The organism is Mesorhizobium sp. M0998 (assembly GCF_040318885.1).
Lineage (GTDB): Bacteria > Pseudomonadota > Alphaproteobacteria > Rhizobiales > Rhizobiaceae > Mesorhizobium.
In genome coordinates this window covers 108,398-128,302 of the sequence record NZ_JAMYND010000010.1, presented here as the reverse complement: position 1 = coordinate 128,302, position 19,905 = coordinate 108,398, and the positions used below count along the sequence as shown (strand labels likewise).

The following is a 19,905-nucleotide window of genomic DNA, read 5'->3' as shown; positions in this document are numbered from 1 at the left end:
TTTAACGGTTGGTGAACGCCTCGCGGATCGCCTCTTCCATGCCGTCGATGGCCTCGCCGGAAGCGTTCGGATTGCGCCGCAGCACCACGTTCGAGGAATCGATGTCGCCGAACCCGTCGGCGGCCGTAAGCTCGCGGCAGCCGGCCGGGATGTTGCTGCGCGAGATCGGCGCAATCGCCAACCCGGAGGTGACGGCGAGCCGCAGGCCGCCATTGGTATCGCTGGTATAGGCGACACGATAGGCGAGACCGCGCTGTTCCAGCGACTTTATGGCGAAATCCTTGCACCAACCGGCACGGTTGTAGAGCGCGATCGGCACCGGCCGCTCCTCATGCATGTGATGCAGCTCCGACGTCACCCATACGGTCGGGTCATGCATCAGCACCTCACCGCCTGACAGATCCTGCCATTCGAACACCACCGCCAGATCGAGCTCGCCGGCGGCGAGCGCCGCGATCTGCGCACCGGAATGCGCGTAGCGGACGGTGATGTCGACCTGAGGATGGCGCTTGGCAAAGACGCCGAGTGCCCGCGACAGGATCGCGTGGCCATATTCCTCCGGGATACCGATGCGCACCGGCCCGCCAAGCGGCGCCGCGACCATCGATGCCGCCGTCTCGTCGAGCAGTGAAACGATGCGCCTGGCGTTGGCGATGAGTTCGCCGCCGCGCTGCGTCAACGCTACACCGCGCGACCCGCGCTCGAACAGGCTGTCGCCGATCATGCCTTCGAGCCTCTTCATCTGCATCGAGACTGCCGACTGGGTGCGGCCGGCCCGCTCCGCCGCTTTGGTGAAATTGCCGGTGTCGGCGACCGCCACGAAGGTGCGCAACAGGTCGCTGTCGAGATTGGGTCGCATGTGCCCACCATAAGAAAATCTGATTGCTGGCATCATTCCAATTCGTTTGCAACATGTCAAACGGGGGACGATAGTCGCCTTACCCATTGGATATGCGGCCGCGAAATCGGCTGCGGACCAATCAAAAGTCCTCACTCGTACCCGCTGCCCGAAACGGTGGCGGGTTCTTTTTACCCGGATGCAGGCCTGCCTTCGGCCACGCACGCGGGAGACAGGAGCGCCTATGCAGAATCGGCTTGTGCTCGGCATCTTCAGCCTCTGTCTCGGCGTGCTGGTCTTTTCGCTGCAGGACCCGCTGGTCAAGGCGGTGTCGAGCCACTATCCGGTCACCGAGGTGATGGCGATCCGCTCGATCGTCGCCCTGCCGATCCTGGTTTTCCTTGTCCACGCCGATGTCGGATTGCAGGCGATCCTGTCGAAGCGGTTCGGCATGCTGACGATGCGCGCCTTCATCCAGTTCACCTCCTATACGGCCTACTACCTGGCAATCGCCGCCCTGCCGCTGGCTGACGCGGTGGCGCTCTATTTCATGGCGCCGCTGTTCATCATGGCGTTGGCCGGCCCCTATCTCGGCGAACGCGTGTCCTGGCAGGCGCTCGCCACCGTCCTGGTCGGCATGCTCGGCGTGCTGGTGATGGTGCGCCCGGGCGCCGGCTTGTTCGACTGGGCAGCGCTGCTGTCGCTAGGTTCGGCTCTGCTCTACGGTTTCTCGCAGCTGATGGCACGCAAGATCGGCGACACCGAATCCTCGACTGTCATGGCTTTCTATCAGAACGGCGCTTATCTGGTCGGCGCCGCATTTGTGGCGGCATTGTTTTGGCTGGCAGGCATTGACCACGCCGTGCATCCGAGTCTCGAATTCCTCGTCCGGCCATGGGTCTGGCCGGCGACGCCGGATCTCCTCAAGATGGGGGCATGCGGCTTCGTTGCCTCGGCCGGCATGATCCTGTTGTCGCAGGCCTACCGGCTGGCGCCCGCCAACAGCGTCGCCACCTTCGAATACACCGGTATCATCTGGTCGCCGCTATGGGGTTTTCTGTTCTTTGCCGAGGTGCCGCGACCAGCGACGGCGGCCGGCGCAGCCCTCATCATCGGCGCCGGGCTTTTTGCGCTCAATGCCGGCCGGCGCCGGAGCGGCGCGCCAGCCAATACGGCGACCTGCGACCCTGCCTGAAGGCGGTCGGCCTTGGGCTTAGGCGAAGCAGGCGAGCGCCTGTTCGACGCGGGCGCGGATTTCAGCCAGCGTGAACGGCTTTTGCACGACGTCGAGAATAATGCCGTCCAATTCCTCGGCGCGCTCGCGCTGGTCGGCATAGCCGGTCATCAGCATGATCTTCATCGCCGGGAACAGCGCCGCTGCCGCCTTGGCCATCTCGATGCCGTCCATCTCCGGCATGCGGATGTCGGACAGCACAAGGTCATAGCTCCCTTGCGCCGCCCGGACCAGAGAAAGGCCATGTGCGCCGTCCGCGGCGACAGTGACATTATGCCCGGCGCGTTCGAGCGCGCGAGCGGCGAGAGTGCGGACGGATTCATCGTCCTCGACGATCAGGAGATTTGCCATGGGCAGGATATTTGGCGAGGAAAAGTTGATGTTTCCTGAAAGCCAGGAAGGCCATGAGGCCTTTTCAAAATTCGCTCCGGCGAGTCATATGACGTGGTTTTCGAGACCCGGAGCGGAGCGGACGTTCGAGTCCGTGAGCACCGGAAGCGCAGAAAACCGCGTCAGATGACCGCCGGAGTAGAATTTTCAAAAGGCCTCAGGCGTCGCCCTTGACGATGCCGACGAACGGCAATTCGCGAAACGCGTGGGCGACGTCCATGCCATAACCGACGACGAAATAATCGGGGCAGTCGAAGCCGACATAGTCGGCGTTGAGCGTGGTCTGGCGGCGCATGCGCTTGTCGAGCAGCACGGCGATGGCACAGCTCCTCGCGCCGCGCGACAGCATGAGGTCGCGGGTGAAACTCAGCGTCTTGCCGGATTCCAGAATGTCGTCGATCAAAAGCACATCGCGGCCGGCGACCTCGTTGTCGATGTCGCGCAGCACCCTCACCTCACCGCTGGTCGTGCCGGCGCCATAGCTGGAGATGAAGATGAACTCGACCTCCGGCGACAGGCCGACATCGTGCATGGCACGGATAAGATCGGCGGCGAAGATGAACGATCCCTTCAGCACCGAGATTACCAGAAGGTCGTGGTAGTCGTGCCCGGCGATCTCCTTGGCAAGTTCCAGGTTCCGCCGCGCGATGGCGGACGCCGAAAACAGGACTTCGATGTCCTTGCCGCGCACAACTGGCATTGGCTGCCCTTCCAGAAATGATCGCCTTTGTAGGCGAAGCCGACCGAAACGGTCTTCAACCCGTTTCTAGGCATGTCGTGCCGTCTGGCAAGGCCAAATCTTTCGCAGGGCGCCCGCGAACGGTCGGATGTCCCAGCGCGTCGCGAATCGTTTATCTGGTGACCTGTTGATCTTCTGGCGCCGTTCTAACGAACCAGCGCATGGCCGCCCGAAATCCAGAAGGCGGCAAAGGCGGCACCGACGCCGACAATCCAGAAGATCGGCCCACCATGCACCCACAACGGCTGTTCGACGGCGGTTTCGGGCTTGCGCAACATGTCCATGCCTTCGATCGAAGGCATGGAAATCATGCGCGCAGGCGGCGGCGCAAAGTCTTGACGTGTAAAATGGCGGGGCAGCACCTCATAGTCGGCATCGATGACCTCGGCGGTCACGTCGTGCATGATGCGTTCCGGCTCGGCGGCCGGATCGGTCATGATTTCGCCGGAAACCGGGCGCGCGGTTCGATCCTCAGCCATCATGGCCCAACACTACCGCACCTGTTCGCTGTTCGTTTCTTTTGGGTAAACGGAAATGGTTAACGCTTCCCCACCGGAACCCCTGTGACTCGCTCGAAAAGCCCCCAAATTAACCGTCGGTTAACCATGCCGGCCGATGGTCTTTCCACAGAAAGGGCTGGCATCTTGCCGCCGAGAATTTCAGGTCGTCGAAAGTGATCCGCTTCGAAAATGTCGGCCTCCGCTATGGCATGGGTCCGGAGATTCTCCGCGACATCTCCTTGCACATTCCGGAGCGCTCCTTTCAGTTCCTGAGCGGACCTTCAGGCGCCGGCAAGACGACGTTGCTGCGGCTTTTGTTCATGTCGCTGAAGCCGACGCGCGGCCTGATCACCATTTTCGGCAAGGACCGCTCGCGCATCTCGCGCACCGAATTGCCGCATCTGAGACGTCGCATCGGCGTGGTGTTCCAGGATTTTCGCCTGCTCGACCATATGACCACCTACGAGAACGTGGCATTGCCGCTGCGCGTGCGCGGCCGCGAGGAGGCGACCTATCGCACTGACGTCACCGAGCTGCTGAAATGGGTCGGCCTCGGCGAGCGCATGCATGTGCTGCCACCGGTGCTGTCTGGCGGCGAGAAGCAGCGCGCCGCCATTGCCCGGGCGTTGATCGAGCAGCCCGAGATCCTGCTCGCCGACGAGCCGACCGGCAATGTCGACCCGCCGCTGGCGCGACGCTTGCTGCGGTTGTTCATCGAGCTCAACCGGCTGGGCACCGCCGTGGTGATCGCCACACACGACCTCGGCCTGATGGAACAGGTCGACGCACGGCGAATGATCCTGGCCGGCGGAAGGCTGGACATCTATGACTGAGCTCTCCGTCGAACATTTCGAGGGTCAGGACGCCGCGGCGGCAAAGCCCCGCGTCCAGCGCAAAATGGCGCCGATCGTGCCGGCGCAGAACATCGCCGGCCGGGCGCTGGTGCTGGTCATTGCCATCATGACGTTTCTGTCCTGTCTGACGTTTGGCGCAGTCACGCTGGTGCGTGACACCGCCTCCGTCTGGGAGAACCAGATCTCGCGCGAAGCGACCATCCAGATCAAGCCGGTCGACGGCCTCGACATGGAGGCCGCACTTGCGCTGGCCTCGCAGATCGCCGGCGAATTCCCTGGCGTGAAAAGCGCCAGGATCATCGATCGCGAAGCAACGGCCCGACTGCTCGAGCCTTGGCTAGGCTCGGGCCTGAACATCGATGAGCTGCCGGTGCCGCGCTTGATCATCATCACCATCGACGAGAATAGTCCGCCCGATTTCACCGCACTGCGCGCGGCAATCACGCCGAAGCTGCCGAGCGCCTCGCTCGACGATCATCGCACCTGGGTCGACCGGCTGGTTGCCATGGCCCGCACCACGGTAACGATCGGTATCGCAGTGTTGGCGCTGATGCTGTCGGCGACGGTGCTGACCGTTGTATTCGCGACGCGCGGCGCCATGGCCGGCAATGGCCACATCATCGAGGTGCTGCATTTCGTCGGCGCCGAGGCGCGCTTCATCGCGCGCGAATTCCGCCGGCATTTTCTGGTCACCGGCATGAAGGGCGCCGCGGCAGGCGGCGCCGCGGCGATCCTGGTCTTCATCGTCTTCTCCTGGTGGTCGTCACACAACATGGCAACGCCGCAGGCCGACCAGGCGACCGCCCTGTTCGGCAATTTCGCCATCGGCTCGGCGGGTTATCTCGGGGTCGCTGTCATGGTGCTGGTGATCGGCGCGCTGACGGCGGCAACTTCCCATTTTACCGTGGTTACCTATCTCAGCGACATCGACATTCGCCAGCCGGACGCCGGCTAAAGGAAAGATCGATCACGGATGAAAACGCATCGTCACGAAAATTGCATTTTTTTCCTACCAAAGGCCGTATTTCGGGATTAACCATTTCACGATGGACGTTCGGGACTCGACCGATACCGCTGGATGCATGCCAGTGCTGGTTGCGCGCCCGCCTGTATTCGCCGAGCCTGATGAATTTGCCAAGCCGGATCAGTTTGCCAAACATGGGCGGCTGCTGGCAGGGCGCTCCTTGCGCATCTCGGCTCTCCTTCTGCTGGCCTTTATGGCGCTGTTTGTCGCCGGCTTCGGCTGGTTCGCCAATACCGTCAGCCGCCTGACTACGCCCGCCAATCCGGCAAGGGCCGACGCTATCATCGTGCTGACCGGCGGCCAATCGCGCCTCGACGCTGCGATGGGCCTGCTTGCCTTAGGCAAGGGCGAGCGGCTGCTGATCAGCGGCGTCCATCCCTCCGCCAGCCGCCGCCAGCTTCAGGCCGCGACCGGCGGCGACAAGAGGCTGTTTTCCTGCTGCGTCGACATCGACCGCGCCGCGCTCGACACGATCGGCAATGCCGAGGAAAGTGCCAAATGGGTCGAGGACCATGCCTACGGCACCGTCATTCTCGTCACCAATAATTATCATATGCCGCGTAGCCTGCTGGAAATGGGCCGGCTGCTGCACGGCGCAAGGCTCGAGCCCTATCCGGTGGTCAACACTAACCTCGAGAATGGCGGCTGGCTGACCAAGCCGGAAGCGCTGCGCGTGCTGTTCACCGAATACAACAAATACCTGCTGGCGCTGGCGCGCGGCATCATGCCGGTGAAGCAAACCGAGAGCGTCGCGCTGGCCGACGCCGCAGGCGGAAGCTGAACGGCACCGGCACTTTTATTCCCTGGCTCTTATTCCCTGGCTGCTGCATCCGATCGCAAGCGTGCGATCTCCTGTTCGAGCCGTTCGATGCGCTTGTCGCGTTCGCCCAGCGCCGCCGCCACGTCGGCCGCTTCGAAACGCTGCGGGATGTGCTGCGAGCAATTTGAATCCCAAGCCGAAACCGTAAACAGGATGACCTGCTCGGGTCGCGCCTTATAGTCTTGCGGCATCAGCTTTGCCGTCAGCTCGGCATCGCCCTCGGCGACTTGCGCTGTGCCCCAGATCTTGATGCGCTGCCGGTGCGCATAATCGATCAGGAATAGGAAAGCCTGTGGGTTGTCGCTGAGGTTGCCCTGGGTGATGAACTGCCTGTTGCCGGAAAAATCGGCAAAGCCGATCATCCGTTCGTCGAGCACCGTGAGGAAACCGGCAGGCCCGCCGCGATGCTGGATGTAAGGCTGCCCGTCCGCATTGGCGGTCGACAGAAAGACGCTGGTCTGCGCCTCGATGAAGGCGGCGAGATCGGGCGTAATTGCCGCCTGCCAGCCGCCACGCTCCTCGACACGGGCATAGGCCTGGCGCGAGCCCTTGCGCGCCTGAATCGCCTTCACCGTCGGGGTGAAAGCAACATCGCTGGTGTGAGCGTTCATGGAAGCCTCCTCAAGCGCCGAGCTGCGCTGCATTGCTAGTCAGGAAAATACGTCCTTCCATCTTCGAGATGCAGATGCCATATCTGCAATCCATCCTTCCGTTTTCCGGAAGGGCAAATTTTCGGGAGAGCTATGGATCGCCTCCAGTCCATGTCGCTTTTCGTTGCCGCGGCGGAGACAGGCAGCCTCTCGGCTGCCGGGCGCCGCTTCGGCATTCCGCTGACGACGGTCAGCCGCAAGGTTTCGGACCTGGAAAAGCACCTGAAGACACGGCTGTTGAACCGCTCGGCGCGGCAGCTGTCGCTGACCGATGCAGGCCATGCCTATCTCGCCGCCTGTCGTCGCATTCTCGACGAGGTCGGCGAGGCCGAGCGAATAGCCGCCGGCGAATACAATGCCCCGACCGGCGAACTCATCGTCACTGCGCCGATCGTCTTCGGCCGCCTGCATGTGCTGCCGGTCGTCACCAGCTTCCTCTCCGTCTATCCTGAGGTAGGTGTGCGGCTGACACTCGCCGACCGGATAACCCAGTTGGTCGAAGAGCACATCGACCTCGCCATCCGCATCGGCGAGCTTGCCGATTCGAGCCTGATCGCCACCCGCCTGGGCTCAATCCGCCGCGTCGTTTGCGCGAGCCCGGCCTATCTCGCCGAGCACGGCACACCGAAAACGCCGCAGGAGCTTGCAGCACACAGTGCCATCACCTTCGAAGGGCTCACCGCCGCAGCCTGGAGCTTCGCCACCGGCAAGACCGAATTCAGCGTGCCGATCCGCTCCAGGTTACGGGTCAACACGGCTGAGGCAGCGATCGATGCGGCGATTGCCGGCGTCGGCGTGACGAGGCTGCTTTCCTACCAGATCGCCGCCGCAGTCCGGTCGGGTACGCTGCGCCCGGTGCTGCAAGAGTTTGAGCCAGACCCATGGCCGGTGAGCCTCGTCCATGCCGGCCAGGGGCTACTGCCGGTGAAGCTGCGCGCATTCCTCGACTTCGCCGCCCCGCGCCTGAGACAGCGCCTGCTGCAGGCCGCATGGGAAACGTGACGAAGACGGCCCTCGCAAGGCCGGGCCGATCGCCCGCCTCGCAGCGTTTCCTTTTTGCGGGCGCTTGGTGTAACCAACGCACACCTCCTCACCGGGCACTTGCTGTATGCTGTATTTCCGCTCGCTGGCGTTCAATCTCGCCTTCTACCTCAATTTGATCGTCCAGATGATCCTCTGGACCCCGTATTATTTCCTGTCGCCACGCCATCGCGCCTGGTTCGTGCCGAAATTCTGGTCGCGCACCAGCATGTGGCTCTACGACAAGATCGCCGGCACCAGAAGTGAGATCACCGGCCGGGAAAACCTGCCTGGCGGCTCCTTCATCCTGGCGCCGAAGCACCAGTCCTTCTGGGACACGATCGCTTTCCTGCCTTATCTCGACGATCCCGTTTACATATTGAAACGGGAGCTGACCTGGATCCCGTTCTTCGGCTGGTACATTTTGAAGATGCGGATGATTCCGGTCGACCGCGGCAGCCGCTCGAAGGCATTGAAGACGGTGATCGCCGCGACCAAACAGGAATTGGCGCGCAATCCGCGCCAGCTGATCATCTACCCCGAGGGCACCCGCCGGGCGCCGGGCGACGAACCGGTCTACAAATACGGCATCGTCGAACTTTATGCCCAGCTTGGCATTCCGGTGGTGCCGGTCGCCCACGTCGCCGGTCTCTATTGGCCGCGCCGCAAATTCCTGCGCTATCCCGGCACGATCAAGGCGCGCTTCCTGCCACCGATCCCGCCCGGCCTCGGCAAGGACGAATTCATGCAACGGCTGATCGGCGAGACGGAAGCCGCCTGCGACCAGCTTCTCGTCGAGGCGGCACAGACGCCGAACCCGCCGCCGATGCCGCCGACGGCAATGAAACGGCTTGGTGAGCTCGATGCGAAACCTGAATTGAAAGGCTGAGACACCCGCCGCGGATGCCAGAAAGGCTCACGGCAAGGCAGCCAGGGCGGCTGTTGCAACCAGCGTCACGGCAAACACCAGATTGATGATCCGCGACGCCAGCGGTTTGCGCAGCAAACGTGCAAAAGCCGCGCCGGCGAGAAGCCACAAGAGATGAATGGCAACAATCATCAAGGCGAGGACCGCCAGCTTGGCTGAAATAGCAAGACCGCCGGCGCCGGAAGACGCGCCGGCAAACACGGCGGCAATCGCCACATAGGCTTTCGGATTGGCAACGGCCAGAAGGAACCCGCCCAGGAAAGTGGGAAGCGCCGCCCCACCAATGCGTGCCGCCAGTGGCGGCGCCGTCGCAATCTTGAACGCCAGATAGAGGATGTAGGCTGCTGACGCGACCGCCAACAGCGCTGCGAGCTTCGGCAGCGCGGTGAGAACGGCCATGATGCCCGTCGCCACCACCAAAAGCACGAGGACCGTCCCGACAACGATTCCCGAGGCATAGCGCAGCGAACCGCGCAGGCCGAACGCGGCGCCGATCGCGGTGACGCTTATCGTCGCCGGCCCCGGGCTGCCCATGACGATGGCCGACGCCAACACAAACGCCAGCAATCGCTGCCATAGCTGCTGATCGAGAAGACCCTGTCCGGCCATGCGGCGTCCCTGCATCCTGTGACGAGGCAGGGACGGTAGGGCAAGGCAGCGGCGCCGGTCTTGAACGATCGTGCGCGGCTACGCGCTGGCCTTGTCGAGCTCGGCGATATCGTCCGGGCTGAGCTGCAACGACGCGGCACGCATCAGGCTGTCGAGCTGGTCGAGGGTCGTCGCGCTGGCGATCGGGGCGGTGACGCCGGGCCGCGCCATGACCCAGGCAAGCGCCACTTCCGCCGGCTTGGCCGAATGTCTGGCCGACACCGCGTCGAGCGCTGAGAGAATGCGCATGCCGCGGGTGTTGAGATAGCCTTTCACACCGCCACCGCGCGGGCTTTTGCCGAGGTCGGCCTCCCTCCGGTACTTGCCGCTCAGAAACCCCTTCGCGAGGCTGAAATAGGTGATGACGCCGATGTCCTCGGCCGCGCACAGATCGCGCAGCGGACCATCGAAGGACGAGCGGTCGTAAAGGTTGTATTCCGGCTGCAGCACCTCGTAGCGCGGCAGGCCGCGCAGGCTTGCTACGTCAAGTGCGGCCCGCAACTGGGCGGCGTCGAGGTTGGAAGCGCCGGTATAACGGATTTTGCCCTTGTCGAGCAGTTTCTGGTAAGCGCCGAGCGTTTCCTCATAAGGGGTCGCCGGGTCGGGCCAGTGCGACAGGTAGAGATCGACGCTATCGACCTGCAGCCTGTTCAGCGAAGCGTCGATGGCCTTTTCGATATAGGCGGCGGACAGGTCCCTCTTGCCCTGTCCCATATCCGAACCGACCTTGGTGATGACGACAACCTTGTCGCGGTTACCACGGCTCTTCATCCATCGGCCGATGATGGTTTCGGATTCGCCGCCTTGGTGGCCGGCAATCCAGCGCGAATAGGAATCGGCCGTGTCGATGGCGTTGAAACCGGCGTCGACAAAGCGGTCGAGCAAGTCGAACGAGGTTTTCTCATCGGCGGTCCAGCCGAACACATTGCCGCCCAGAACCAATGGCGCGATGGATAGGTCGGTGCGACCGAGACGACGTTTCTGCAAGGCTGATCTCCATGGTGATTCATGCTGGGGCGGATGGGAGCCGCCGATCGGGCTAACCTATGTCGCGCCGTGGCGACGTCAAACGCATAGCCTCTTTTCCAGTCCGCCGGCGCTTCACAAAGCCGCGACCCGCCGCGCCGTGTCCGGCCCCAAGGCGCTGGTCCCGGGCATCCAAACCAGCAGCCTCTGAAGAAACGATCTGGCAAGTTTGGCACATAGATTGTCAAATCTGCCAATTCAGACCTTTGCCGGCCGGCCATAGGTTCCGCCGCGCCGACGCAAGTCTCGGCACGGCCTGGCCGGGGCTCAGACTGTTGGCCTCGGATCGTTTGTTATGGAGACCGGCATGAAAGCAATTGTATTTGACGCCATCGGTTCGCCGCGCGACGTGCTCTATGTGGATGACCTGCCGATGCCACGGATCAGCGACGGCGAGGTGCTGGTCAGGATGGTCTCGGCCTCGATCAATCCGGGCGACTTCCTGTTTATCCAGAACCTCTATCCCGAACCGAAGAAGCCGCATTTTCCCCGGCAGATCGCCGGAAACCATGGCGCCGGCATCGTCGAAGCCGTTGGCGCGAACGTCTTGCTGGAACCGGGCACGCTTGTCGCGTTCAGCTATTATGGCAGCTGGGCCGAGTACGCCGCCATTCCCGCCGAATGGCTGATCCTGTTGCCTGCCGGCTATCCTGTCGAACGCGCCGGGCAGATGGTGAACCCCATTACCGCGTGGGATCTGCTGGTGGATTCCCGTGTGCGGCCTGGCCAATGGCTAGCTGTCACGGCCGGCTATTCGTCAATTTCGACAATGGTGATGCAGTTCGCCCAACGACGCGGCATCAACGTCATCGCTCTTGTGCGGCGCTCGCACCAAAGCTTCGATCTGAAGACGCTTGGCGCCGCCGCCACTCTTGACCTTTCGGAGTTGAAGACAAGTATCCGGGAAGCCGTGATGGATATCACCGGTGGCGCCGGATTGAACGGGATTATCGACAATGTCGGCGGACCTGTCAGCGGCGAATTGATCCGCACCCTGGCGCTCGGCGGGCAGATGGTGATCAATGGCGGCATGAGTGCCGAGCGCTTCGAACTGCACAATTTCGATGTGTTGCTGAGCGGCGTCGAGATCAGGGCGAATATCTATCGCTATTTCTTTTCGCCGCCGGTCGAAGCCGACCGGCCTGTGCTACGCGAGATCATCGACATCTTCGGCCAGCCCGGCTTCCACGTTCCTGTCGGCGGTCTCCACCCGCTGACCGAGTTCAAGCTGGCCGTGGCAAACAGCCTGGATCGCGCCGATCTTGGCAAACAGATTTTCGAGATGTAGCCCGCATCACGACACCGAAATCATCATCGTCAACGGTAAAAGAAGCTACGTCGCGACCCGTCTTGTCACTTCTTCCAGCCAGTGGTCGCTTATACCCAGTGCTTCGAGGTGCTCCAGCGTGCTGAGCACGTAATCCTCATTCCTCCCCGATTGGCCGACGGCGCCGCGAACGACGGCCGCCGCCTCGGCCGGGTCGAGCGCACCGGCATATTGCTCATGGCTGCGGTCCACGACATAGGCGACGGCGTCGACCGTCTTGCCCCCATCCGTTTCACCCTTGTCGAGGCGAACGCTGAGCACACGTTCGAGATAGACGTTGGTGACCAGCTCGCGTTCGCGCAGATAGGTAATGACCTCGTTGCGCAGCTCGCCTGGAACCCGGAACGCCAGCCCGATGCAGGAGCCTCCGCGGTCGAGGCCGAGCACCAGGCCCGGCCGTTCGCGCGTGCCGCGATGCACGAAAGAATAGACGCAGAGCGAACGGCGGTAGCCATGCAGGCGGGCGCGCCGCGTCTCGACATGTGCGAATCCCGGTCGCCAGATCAGTGAGCCGTAGCCAAAAACCCAAAAATCGCCCATATCGCCAAGCCTGATTGTGACGACCACCTCACCGGTGGTGTTTCAGTCCGTCTACCTGTTGGTGCCGCAAGCGACAGCCCGCCCGTGCCACCCCGCGTTAACGAAAGCCGCAGCATGACGTCAAGTGACGAGCGCCCGCCGCCCAGCCAACGTCGCCGCCTGTTGTGGCTTGCCGCTTTCATCCTCGTGCTGTTCGGCATCTACAGCGCCGGCTGGTTCTACCTGGCGGACCTGGTCGAGAGCGCCACCAAAAAGGCGGTCGCCGATCTCGACGACAAAGGCATCAAGGCCGACTGCGCCAATCTCGCGGTCAGCGGCTATCCCTTCAGCTTCACCGTTTCCTGCGACAGCCTGGCTTACGAGGACGACAGCCGCAACGTCGCGGCATCGACAGGCAAGATCAACGCCGCCACGCAGATCACCCGGCTTCTGTCGCCTGCCGCCGAGCTCAGGGGGCCGCTCAGGACCTCTGTTCCCGGCATGACCCCGCTCTGGATCGACTGGGATGATCTGCGGGCCGACATGAAGCTGTCCTGGCCGCTGCCGAGGCGCCTCTCGCTGCAGGCAGAAGGCCTGTCCGGCCAGACCGATCCGGCAGACGACACCGATCCCGTCTCGCTGTTCAGCGCCGGAACCGCCACCGGACAATTGCGCCCAAACGGCCCGGACATCGACTATGCCGGCAATTTCACCGATCTTGAAATCGACGCGGCGGCCATCGGCGGGCGCGTCTTGCCGCCGCTCGACGGCAGCGGCGACGTGACGCTGAAGAACGGCCTGACACTGATCAAGGCAAATCCGACGAGCCTGCGCGGCCAGGCGGCCGAAATCCACGAGCTCGATCTGTCGTCCGGAACTGCGCGCATCACCGTTTCCGGACCGCTGTCGGTCGATGACGACGGTCTCATAAATGCCGACCTGACAATCAGGCTCAATGATCCAAAGGCCGTGGCGGCAATCCTCGCCACCGCCATCCCCGAGCAGAAGAAAGAGATCCAGACCGGCTTTGCCGGACTGGCGCTGCTCGGCAACCAGCCGTCAATGCCGCTGAAGATCGTCAGGGGCAAGGCCTCGCTCGGCTTCATCCCGCTCGGCAAGATCAAGCCGCTCGACTAGAGCAACTCCAGGAAAAGTGTGAAACGGTTTTCCGTCCGGAATTGCGCAAAACAAAGAGATAGAGCGGTTCGGCGTTTCTGTGAAACGATGAACCGCTCTAAGCCGGGCCGGCCTGCGATCGGCCTGCCGCGGCTTATCCCTTCGGCGGGTGTTCGACTGCCTGGCGGCCGAAATCCGGTACGTCGATGTCCTGGCCGGCCTCGATAATCGAGCGGCGGACGGCGCGGGTGCGGGTGAACAGGTCGAACAGTTTTTCGCCGTCGCCCCAGCGGATCGCCCGCTGCAGCGAGGACAGATCCTCGGAAAACCGCGCCAGCATTTCGAGAATGGCGTCCTTGTTGTGCAGGCAGACGTCGCGCCACATGGTCGGGTCGGACGCCGCGAGACGGGTGAAGTCGCGAAAGCCGGAAGCCGAGTATTTGATGACCTCGGACTTGGTCACCGACTCCAGATCGTCGGCGGTACCGACGATGTTGTAAGCGATGATATGCGGCAGGTGCGAAACGATGGCCAGCGTCATGTCGTGATGCTGCGGGTCCATCGTGTCGATGTTGGAGCCGCAGCGGCGCCAGAATTCCGAGAGCTTTTCCAGTGCTGCGGGATCGGTGCCGGGCAGCGGCGTGAAAATGCACCAGCGGTTCTCGAACAGTTCGGCAAAACCGGCGTCCGGTCCCGATTTTTCGGTGCCGGCCAAAGGATGGCCGGGGATGAAGTGCACGCCATCAGGCACGTGCGGCTGCATCTGCGCGATCACCGACGCCTTGGTCGAGCCGACATCGGTGAGGATGGCGCCCTTCTTCAGCGCCGGCGCGATCTCCGCGGCGACCGTACCGGAAGAACCGACCGGCACCGAAACGATAACCAGATCAGCATCGCGAACCGCCTCTTTCGCATCCGTCGTATAGGTGTCGCCAAGGCCGAGTTGGCTCGCCCGTGCCAGCGTCGCTTCGCTGCGCGTCGAAATCGCGATTTGGCCGGCGAGCCCCTCGCGGCGGATGACGCGGGCCAGCGACGAGCCGATCAGGCCGATGCCGACCAGCGCGATTTTTTCGAACATCGGTGATGTCATGGTGTTCTAGCTTTTCAGGAATGTCGCGAGTGCTGCGACAACGCCGCGATTGGCCTCTTCGGTGCCGATGCTCATGCGCAGCGCGTTGGGAAAACCGTACCCGGAAACGCGCCGCAATATGTAGCCGCGCGCACTGAGGTAGTCGTCGGCGGCCGCCGCCGAATGCTTTTTGTCCTCGGGAAAGTGGATGAGGATGAAATTGCCGACGCTCGGTGTCACCCGCAGCCCGAGCCCGCTTAGTTGCTCGCTCAGCCAGGCTAGCCAGGTCTCGTTGTGCGCGACGCTGCGTTCGATATGGGCGCGGTCGTGGATCGCCGCGATGCCGGCCTCGATTGCCGTTGCATTGACGTTGAAAGGCCCGCGCACGCGGTTGATCGCGTCGATGACGTGCATTGGCGCATACATCCAGCCGATCCGCGCCCCGCCCAGGCCCAATTTGGAGAAAGTGCGGGTCATGACCACGTTTTCCGCGCTGGCCACCAACTCGACGCCGGCTTCATAATCGTTGCGCCGGACATATTCGGCGTAAGCTGCATCCAGCACCAGAAGCACGTTTCGCGGCAGGCCGGCATGCAGGCGGCGCACCTCCTGGAACGGCACGTAGGTGCCGGTTGGATTGTTTGGATTGGCAAGGAAGATGATCCGGGTAGCCGGCGTCACCGCGGCGAGGATCGCATCGATATCGGCGCGTTCATCGGTCTCCTTGACCGTCACCGGGACGGCACCGGCCGACTGTATGTAGATCTTGTAGACCATGAAGCCGTGTTCGGTGATGATGGCTTCGTCGCCGGGCGCGAGGTAGGTCTGCGCCAGCAGGCCCAGAATCTCGTCGGAGCCGTTGGAGCAGACGATGTTCGCCGGGTTGAGCCCGTGCACCTCGGCGATCGCTTCCCTCAGGCGCCTGGCGCTGCCGTCGGGATAGACCGCGAGCTTGTCGGCGACCGCGCGCGCGGCCTCTATCGCCTTTGGCGAAGGGCCGAGCGGGTTCTCGTTCGCCGACAATTTATGGACCTTGGCGACACCTTCAGGCGCCGCGCTCTTGCCGGGCACATAGGCTTCGATGTCCATGATGCCGGCGCGGGGCCTTGGACGTGTCTGATCCGGTGTCTGGCTCATTTCATGAAATCCGTCGAGAGTGCCTCCATCCGGAAGCCGCAGCGGAAATACAAGCCGTGGCCCGGAATGTCGAGGGGCCGGCAATTCGGGATCAAGAACTTGCCGTTGACGAAGCCATGCGCGAGTCATAGAAGAACGGCTACAGTTCCGTGGTGATTTGGCCGGTCGGCTTGCAGCCACGTTAAACAACTTGCTAAAGGGCCGTTTGCATCTTGTAACCGGCTTTGCGAAGGCATGGCCGGTTTTTTGTTGCCCAGACCGGTGGACAACTGAAGGCCGGGCAAGGAGATGTGATGGTCGCTTTGCGCGCGCGAAAAACCAACAACGAGGCCGACCAGCCGTCGAGCCCGGTGTTGCGTTTCGGCGCCGACAAGCCGCTCAAGCTCGACGCCGGCACGCTGCTGTCGCCGTTCCAGATCGCCTACCAGACCTATGGCACGCTCAACGACGCGCGCTCCAACGCCATCCTCGTCTGCCATGCGCTGACCGGCGACCAGCATGTCGCCAACACCAATCCGGTGACCGGCAAGCCGGGCTGGTGGGAAGTGCTGATCGGTCCCGGCAAGATCATCGATACCGACCGTTTCTTCGTCATCTCGTCAAACGTCATCGGCGGCTGTCTCGGCTCCACCGGCCCCGCCTCGACCAATCCCGCCACCGCCAAGCCCTACGGGCTCGACCTGCCGATCATCACCATCCGCGACATGGTGCGGGCGCAGTTGATGCTGGTCGAGCATTTCGGCATCGAACAGCTGTTCAGCGTGCTGGGCGGCTCGATGGGCGGCATGCAGGTGCTGCAATGGGCCTCCAGCTATCCGGAGCGCGTCTTCTCGGCGCTGCCGATCGCCACCGGCGCCCGCCATTCCTCGCAGAACATCGCTTTCCATGAGGTCGGCAGGCAGGCGGTGATGGCCGACCCCGACTGGCATGGCGGCAAATATTTCGAGCATGGCAAGCGGCCGGAAAAGGGGCTGGCGGTGGCGCGCATGGCCGCCCACATCACCTATCTGTCGGAAGCAGCGCTGCACCGCAAGTTCGGCCGCAACCTGCAGGACCGCGAAGCCCTGACCTTCGGTTTCGATGCCGACTTCCAGATCGAGAGCTATCTGCGCCATCAGGGCATGACGTTCGTCGATCGCTTCGATGCCAACTCCTATCTCTACATGACCCGGGCGATGGACTATTTCGATCTCGCCGCCGACCATGGCGGCCGGTTGGCCGATGCCTTCGCCGGCACCAAGACGCGCTTCTGCCTGGTTTCGTTCACTAGCGATTGGCTGTTCCCGACCGAGGAGAGCCGCTCGGTCGTGCACGCGCTGAACGCGGCCGGCGCCTCGGTATCGTTCGTCGAGATCGAGACCGACCGCGGCCACGACGCCTTCCTGCTCGATGAGCCCGAACTGTTCGCCGCCATCAAGGGCTTCATCGCCTCGGCCGCGCGGGCGAGAGGGCTCGGCGCATGACCCCGAAAAGTTGCGGATTGTTCGGATCAGGACCATGTGCCAGGCATCAGCGCATGACCCCGAAAAGTTGCAGGCTTTTCGGATCAGGGTCATGCGTCAGGCAAGAGGCGAACGCATGAGCGTCAACCGCGCCCAGCGCGTCGACCTCGAAGTCGTCGCCGATCTCATCCCGCCGCAGTCGCGGGTGCTGGACGTCGGTTCCGGCGACGGCCTGCTGCTCGAATTGCTGCAGGAGACCAAGAAGGTCGATGGCCGCGGGCTGGAACTGTCGCAGCGCGGCGTCAACGAATGCGTGGCGCGCGGCCTGTCGGTTATTCAAGGCGATGCCGACAAGGATCTCCAATTCTATCCCGACAAGGGTTTCGACTTCGTCGTTCTGTCGCAGACCTTGCAGGCGACCCGCAATCCGAAGCTGGTGCTCGACGAACTGCTCCGGATCGGCAACCGCGCCATCGTCTCATTCCCGAATTTCGGCCACTGGCGGGTGCGCCTTTCGCTGCTCTTCAACGGCCGCATGCCGGTGACCAAGGACCTGCCCTATTCCTGGTACGACACGCCCAACATCCATTTCTGCACCATTCGCGACTTCGTCAATCTGTGCGACGAGCTTGGCGCGACGGTGGAAAAGGCAACCGCGCTCGACGCCAACGGCCAGCGGATCGGCTTCTCCATGCCTTGGTGGTTCTGGAACTTTTTCGGCCAGCAAGCGGTATTCCTGCTGAAACGATAGGTTTGACAGGCAGAAGCAACGAACCTCAGACCTGCGCAAGAAACCATATTTTCAATTTTCAATCCAATGAAGTTGCCCGGCATTCTTTGTTGCTTTAACAGGTCTCAAACGGGTTGGTTTGGGGGAAGCAATGAAGACGTTAGTATTAGCAACAGCTTTGATGTCGGCCACTTTGATTTCCGGATGCACGACGTCGAAGACCGATTTCCAGAATGGACAAGTCGCGTTGAGCGGCAGCCCGGCGCTGAAACGGCAGGCGATCCAGCGGTGCATGACCAAATTCAAGATGCGGTTCGGCAAGGTTGAAAGGGCAAACCTCGCCGCGCTCATGAACGTCCCGGATGCCGGATTGGAACACACGTTCTGCACGCGATTGATGAACGGCTTCGCGAACGGGAGGATCAACTACTCGGATTACCTGGCTGCATTGTCGCATGGCGACATGTCCAACGCGATCAAGGTGCTGCAGGGGCGGTGAAGCTGCCGATGCAGACGCGATCCAAATTCGGTGCCGCCAGATAGATGGCGGCACCATAGACGCCGGTTGTACCCGATCATTCCCTCTATTCAAGCACGTCCGTGGCCTTGTGCGGGTGCTGGACGCCATCAACGAAGACCACGTCGGACCGGGAATTGCCGGTACGCAGCGGCAATATCTCCTGATAGGCGGGCGAGTCGTACCATGCACGTGCCTGCTGCCTGTTGGGAAACTCGATGACTATGAGATAGCCCGGCCAGGTGTTTTCAGCGACTTCCACCTCGCCTCCGTGCACCACGAAGCGGCCGCCAAACGGTTCCAGCGTGGCATCGATCTTGTGCAGGTACTCGACGATCTGCGGCCCCGGCGTGACCTGGCGCATATGGGCGACGGCGTAGGCGGTCATGGCGTATCTCCTTGTGGTCGAAGGCCGGACAACCGGCTTGATGGGAGCATTTTGCCGAGACGTAGTGCGCTGGTCGATTACCCCAGAGGTAATGACACTGAATACAAAAACCGACGCGCGGCTGCTGTCACCTGAAAGATATTTCCGCCTGGCACCGATGATTTCCACCCGCCTGCGCTGTCCTTATCGATGAGCGCGCCTGGATGGTCCGGCGGCCGGGAACGAGAGGTGATCCATGGGATCGTTGCAAAATCAGAATGTCGTCGTCGTCGGAGGCAGCCGTGGTGTCGGCCGCTCGATCGCGGAGGCCGCTCTCAAGGAGAAAGCGACAGTGCTGGCCGTCGCCCGCGGAAAACAGGCCCTGGCGCAATTTGCCTGGGAGGTCTCGGGCGTGAAGACGCTCGCGGTCGATGCTACGATGGACTCCGCCCCGGATAAGGTCTTCGCCGCGCTTGAGCCGGACGTACTGGTGATCTGCGCAGGTGCGCTGGCGCCTTCTGCGCCGGTGCATGAACAGAACTGGAAGGCGTTCTCGGCAAATTGGGACACGGACGTCAAGGCGTCGTTCCTGTTTTGCCGGGCCGCTCTGCGGCGTCCGCTCAAGCCGGGGACCCGGATCGTTCTGATCTCCAGCGGCGCGGCCTTGACCGGCGGACCACCGAACGCCGGCGGCTATGCTGGCGCAAAACGCATGCAGATGTTCCTGGCCGGTCATAGCCAGAAGGAGGCCGACCGGCTTGGCCTCGGCCTGCGCTTCATGGCGCTCGCGCCGATGCGCATCATGCCGGAAACCGGCGTGGGCAAAGCCGGCGTCGACAGCATAGCGGCCTATATGGGCATCCAGCCGGCGGACTTCATCGCCGCCATGACCGACATGCAAACGCCGGCCGATGTCGGACGGGCGGTGGTCGCACTCGCCACCGGCCAGCCGCAAGGCAGTTCCTTCATGGTGAGCGGCAGCGGGCTTGCCCCGGCCGCCTGAGGGGCGC

The 19,905-nt window shown here is 62.7% G+C and carries 23 protein-coding genes and 1 riboswitch; of the genes, 12 read left to right on the top strand and 11 right to left on the bottom strand.

Features of this window, described 5'->3' with window-relative positions; all coding sequences use genetic code 11:
• Position 1 precedes the first annotated feature (1 nt).
• Positions 2-859 (bottom strand): LysR substrate-binding domain-containing protein, encoded by an 858-nt coding sequence (locus tag NKH59_RS12350; protein WP_352616019.1) that lies wholly within the window; start codon positions 857-859, stop codon positions 2-4.
• A gap of 223 nt (positions 860-1,082) precedes the next feature.
• Between NKH59_RS12350 and NKH59_RS12345 the strand changes: the two genes are divergently transcribed.
• Entirely contained in the window at positions 1,083-2,033 is a 951-nt protein-coding gene (locus tag NKH59_RS12345) for a DMT family transporter (RefSeq protein ID WP_353022096.1), read from the top strand.
• Between the two features lie 18 nt (positions 2,034-2,051).
• Here NKH59_RS12345 and NKH59_RS12340 read toward each other — a convergent pair whose 3' ends face one another.
• From NKH59_RS12340 to NKH59_RS12330, 3 genes are all read right to left on the bottom strand, one after another.
• The gene (locus tag NKH59_RS12340; RefSeq protein ID WP_352471419.1) at positions 2,052-2,423 is read right to left on the bottom strand and encodes a response regulator; all 372 of its coding nucleotides are present in this window, start codon (positions 2,421-2,423) and stop codon (positions 2,052-2,054) included.
• Positions 2,424-2,619: 196 nt separating this feature from the next.
• Entirely contained in the window at positions 2,620-3,162 is a 543-nt protein-coding gene (gene hpt, locus NKH59_RS12335; RefSeq protein ID WP_254816654.1) for a hypoxanthine phosphoribosyltransferase, read from the bottom strand.
• Between the two features lie 185 nt (positions 3,163-3,347).
• Positions 3,348-3,638 carry a hypothetical protein gene (locus tag NKH59_RS12330; protein ID WP_352471420.1) on the bottom strand — a complete coding sequence of 97 codons (291 nt, stop codon included), beginning with the start codon at positions 3,636-3,638 and terminating at the stop codon, positions 3,348-3,350.
• A 236-nt stretch (positions 3,639-3,874) separates the two neighbouring features.
• On the opposite strand from NKH59_RS12330, the gene ftsE reads away from it, so the two are divergent.
• The 3 genes from ftsE (at position 3,875) to NKH59_RS12315 (ending at position 6,360) form a co-directional block, all read left to right on the top strand.
• Positions 3,875-4,534 (top strand): cell division ATP-binding protein FtsE, encoded by a 660-nt coding sequence (ftsE, locus tag NKH59_RS12325; RefSeq protein ID WP_023677923.1) that lies wholly within the window; start codon positions 3,875-3,877, stop codon positions 4,532-4,534.
• Positions 4,527-5,510, top strand: a complete 984-nt coding sequence (locus NKH59_RS12320; RefSeq protein WP_353022094.1) for a cell division protein FtsX — start codon at positions 4,527-4,529, stop codon at positions 5,508-5,510. Before ftsE ends, NKH59_RS12320 begins: the two co-directional genes overlap by 8 nt.
• Before the next feature lie 262 nt (positions 5,511-5,772).
• Positions 5,773-6,360, top strand: a complete 588-nt coding sequence (locus NKH59_RS12315) for a YdcF family protein (protein WP_502898558.1) — start codon at positions 5,773-5,775, stop codon at positions 6,358-6,360.
• A 29-nt stretch (positions 6,361-6,389) separates the two neighbouring features.
• Here the strand turns inward: NKH59_RS12315 and NKH59_RS12310 are convergent, their stop codons facing one another.
• Positions 6,390-7,010 carry a pyridoxamine 5'-phosphate oxidase family protein gene (locus tag NKH59_RS12310; RefSeq protein ID WP_353022089.1) on the bottom strand — a complete coding sequence of 207 codons (621 nt, stop codon included), beginning with the start codon at positions 7,008-7,010 and terminating at the stop codon, positions 6,390-6,392.
• 132 nt (positions 7,011-7,142) lie between these two features.
• Here NKH59_RS12310 and NKH59_RS12305 point away from each other — a divergent pair, with 132 nt between their 5' ends.
• Together NKH59_RS12305 and NKH59_RS12300 are read left to right on the top strand one after the other, a co-directional pair.
• Positions 7,143-8,051 carry a LysR family transcriptional regulator gene (locus tag NKH59_RS12305; protein ID WP_352540197.1) on the top strand — a complete coding sequence of 303 codons (909 nt, stop codon included), beginning with the start codon at positions 7,143-7,145 and terminating at the stop codon, positions 8,049-8,051.
• Positions 8,052-8,157: 106 nt separating this feature from the next.
• The gene (locus tag NKH59_RS12300; RefSeq protein ID WP_352540198.1) at positions 8,158-8,958 is read left to right on the top strand and encodes a lysophospholipid acyltransferase family protein; all 801 of its coding nucleotides are present in this window, start codon (positions 8,158-8,160) and stop codon (positions 8,956-8,958) included.
• Between the two features lie 27 nt (positions 8,959-8,985).
• On the opposite strand, the gene NKH59_RS12295 is transcribed toward NKH59_RS12300, so the two are convergent.
• Positions 8,986-9,606: a LysE family translocator gene (locus NKH59_RS12295; protein WP_353022086.1), complete on the bottom strand. Its 621-nt coding sequence runs from the start codon at positions 9,604-9,606 to the stop codon at positions 8,986-8,988.
• A gap of 78 nt (positions 9,607-9,684) precedes the next feature.
• Positions 9,685-10,632, bottom strand: coding sequence for an aldo/keto reductase (locus NKH59_RS12290; RefSeq protein WP_353022083.1), 948 nt, complete (start codon positions 10,630-10,632; stop codon positions 9,685-9,687).
• Between the two features lie 346 nt (positions 10,633-10,978).
• Between NKH59_RS12290 and NKH59_RS12285 the strand changes: the two genes are divergently transcribed.
• Positions 10,979-11,959, top strand: a complete 981-nt coding sequence (locus tag NKH59_RS12285; protein WP_353022080.1) for a quinone oxidoreductase family protein — start codon at positions 10,979-10,981, stop codon at positions 11,957-11,959.
• A gap of 45 nt (positions 11,960-12,004) precedes the next feature.
• Here NKH59_RS12285 and NKH59_RS12280 read toward each other — a convergent pair whose 3' ends face one another.
• Positions 12,005-12,538, bottom strand: a complete 534-nt coding sequence (locus NKH59_RS12280) for a gamma-glutamylcyclotransferase (protein ID WP_352979344.1) — start codon at positions 12,536-12,538, stop codon at positions 12,005-12,007.
• Between the two features lie 114 nt (positions 12,539-12,652).
• On the opposite strand from NKH59_RS12280, the gene NKH59_RS12275 reads away from it, so the two are divergent.
• Positions 12,653-13,654, top strand: a complete 1,002-nt coding sequence (locus NKH59_RS12275; RefSeq protein ID WP_352502688.1) for a DUF2125 domain-containing protein — start codon at positions 12,653-12,655, stop codon at positions 13,652-13,654.
• A 133-nt stretch (positions 13,655-13,787) separates the two neighbouring features.
• Here the strand turns inward: NKH59_RS12275 and NKH59_RS12270 are convergent, their stop codons facing one another.
• Positions 13,788-14,723: a prephenate/arogenate dehydrogenase family protein gene (locus NKH59_RS12270; RefSeq protein ID WP_352471433.1), complete on the bottom strand. Its 936-nt coding sequence runs from the start codon at positions 14,721-14,723 to the stop codon at positions 13,788-13,790.
• Between the two features lie 6 nt (positions 14,724-14,729).
• A complete protein-coding gene (gene hisC / locus NKH59_RS12265; protein WP_352683092.1) occupies positions 14,730-15,839 on the bottom strand; it encodes a histidinol-phosphate transaminase in 1,110 nt (369 codons plus the stop codon).
• Positions 15,840-15,978: 139 nt separating this feature from the next.
• Positions 15,979-16,056, top strand: a riboswitch (SAM riboswitch).
• 76 nt (positions 16,057-16,132) lie between these two features.
• Here hisC and metX point away from each other — a divergent pair.
• From metX to NKH59_RS12250, 3 genes are all read left to right on the top strand, one after another.
• Positions 16,133-17,302, top strand: a complete 1,170-nt coding sequence (gene metX, locus NKH59_RS12260) for a homoserine O-acetyltransferase MetX (protein WP_292661143.1) — start codon at positions 16,133-16,135, stop codon at positions 17,300-17,302.
• A 115-nt stretch (positions 17,303-17,417) separates the two neighbouring features.
• Positions 17,418-18,032 (top strand): methionine biosynthesis protein MetW, encoded by a 615-nt coding sequence (gene metW / locus NKH59_RS12255; protein ID WP_352471435.1) that lies wholly within the window; start codon positions 17,418-17,420, stop codon positions 18,030-18,032.
• 130 nt (positions 18,033-18,162) lie between these two features.
• The gene (locus tag NKH59_RS12250) at positions 18,163-18,510 is read left to right on the top strand and encodes a hypothetical protein (RefSeq protein WP_352471436.1); all 348 of its coding nucleotides are present in this window, start codon (positions 18,163-18,165) and stop codon (positions 18,508-18,510) included.
• Positions 18,511-18,595: 85 nt separating this feature from the next.
• On the opposite strand, the gene NKH59_RS12245 is transcribed toward NKH59_RS12250, so the two are convergent.
• Positions 18,596-18,916, bottom strand: a complete 321-nt coding sequence (locus NKH59_RS12245) for a DUF1330 domain-containing protein (RefSeq protein ID WP_353014819.1) — start codon at positions 18,914-18,916, stop codon at positions 18,596-18,598.
• 235 nt (positions 18,917-19,151) lie between these two features.
• On the opposite strand from NKH59_RS12245, the gene NKH59_RS12240 reads away from it, so the two are divergent.
• Positions 19,152-19,898, top strand: coding sequence for an SDR family NAD(P)-dependent oxidoreductase (locus tag NKH59_RS12240; RefSeq protein ID WP_353022077.1), 747 nt, complete (start codon positions 19,152-19,154; stop codon positions 19,896-19,898).
• Positions 19,899-19,905 lie beyond the last annotated feature (7 nt).

Bases quoted from the DNA above. Each gene is read 5' to 3' on its own strand.
- NKH59_RS12350 (WP_352616019.1), bottom strand. From the start codon at position 859: ATGCGACCCAATCTCGACAGCGACCTGTTGCGCACCTTCGTGGCGGTC.
- NKH59_RS12345 (WP_353022096.1), top strand. From the start codon at position 1,083: ATGCAGAATCGGCTTGTGCTCGGCATCTTCAGCCTCTGTCTCGGCGTG.
- NKH59_RS12340 (WP_352471419.1), bottom strand. From the start codon at position 2,423: ATGGCAAATCTCCTGATCGTCGAGGACGATGAATCCGTCCGCACTCTC.
- hpt (WP_254816654.1), bottom strand. From the start codon at position 3,162: ATGCCAGTTGTGCGCGGCAAGGACATCGAAGTCCTGTTTTCGGCGTCC.
- NKH59_RS12330 (WP_352471420.1), bottom strand. From the start codon at position 3,638: ATGACCGATCCGGCCGCCGAGCCGGAACGCATCATGCACGACGTGACC.
- NKH59_RS12320 (WP_353022094.1), top strand. From the start codon at position 4,527: ATGACTGAGCTCTCCGTCGAACATTTCGAGGGTCAGGACGCCGCGGCG.
- NKH59_RS12315 (WP_502898558.1), top strand. From the start codon at position 5,773: ATGGCGCTGTTTGTCGCCGGCTTCGGCTGGTTCGCCAATACCGTCAGC.
- NKH59_RS12310 (WP_353022089.1), bottom strand. From the start codon at position 7,010: ATGAACGCTCACACCAGCGATGTTGCTTTCACCCCGACGGTGAAGGCG.
- NKH59_RS12305 (WP_352540197.1), top strand. From the start codon at position 7,143: ATGGATCGCCTCCAGTCCATGTCGCTTTTCGTTGCCGCGGCGGAGACA.
- NKH59_RS12300 (WP_352540198.1), top strand. From the start codon at position 8,158: ATGCTGTATTTCCGCTCGCTGGCGTTCAATCTCGCCTTCTACCTCAAT.
- NKH59_RS12295 (WP_353022086.1), bottom strand. From the start codon at position 9,606: ATGGCCGGACAGGGTCTTCTCGATCAGCAGCTATGGCAGCGATTGCTG.
- NKH59_RS12285 (WP_353022080.1), top strand. From the start codon at position 10,979: ATGAAAGCAATTGTATTTGACGCCATCGGTTCGCCGCGCGACGTGCTC.
- NKH59_RS12280 (WP_352979344.1), bottom strand. From the start codon at position 12,538: ATGGGCGATTTTTGGGTTTTTGGCTACGGCTCACTGATCTGGCGACCG.
- NKH59_RS12275 (WP_352502688.1), top strand. From the start codon at position 12,653: ATGACGTCAAGTGACGAGCGCCCGCCGCCCAGCCAACGTCGCCGCCTG.
- NKH59_RS12270 (WP_352471433.1), bottom strand. From the start codon at position 14,723: ATGACATCACCGATGTTCGAAAAAATCGCGCTGGTCGGCATCGGCCTG.
- hisC (WP_352683092.1), bottom strand. From the start codon at position 15,839: ATGAGCCAGACACCGGATCAGACACGTCCAAGGCCCCGCGCCGGCATC.
- metX (WP_292661143.1), top strand. From the start codon at position 16,133: ATGGTCGCTTTGCGCGCGCGAAAAACCAACAACGAGGCCGACCAGCCG.
- metW (WP_352471435.1), top strand. From the start codon at position 17,418: ATGAGCGTCAACCGCGCCCAGCGCGTCGACCTCGAAGTCGTCGCCGAT.
- NKH59_RS12250 (WP_352471436.1), top strand. From the start codon at position 18,163: ATGAAGACGTTAGTATTAGCAACAGCTTTGATGTCGGCCACTTTGATT.
- NKH59_RS12245 (WP_353014819.1), bottom strand. From the start codon at position 18,916: ATGACCGCCTACGCCGTCGCCCATATGCGCCAGGTCACGCCGGGGCCG.
- NKH59_RS12240 (WP_353022077.1), top strand. From the start codon at position 19,152: ATGGGATCGTTGCAAAATCAGAATGTCGTCGTCGTCGGAGGCAGCCGT.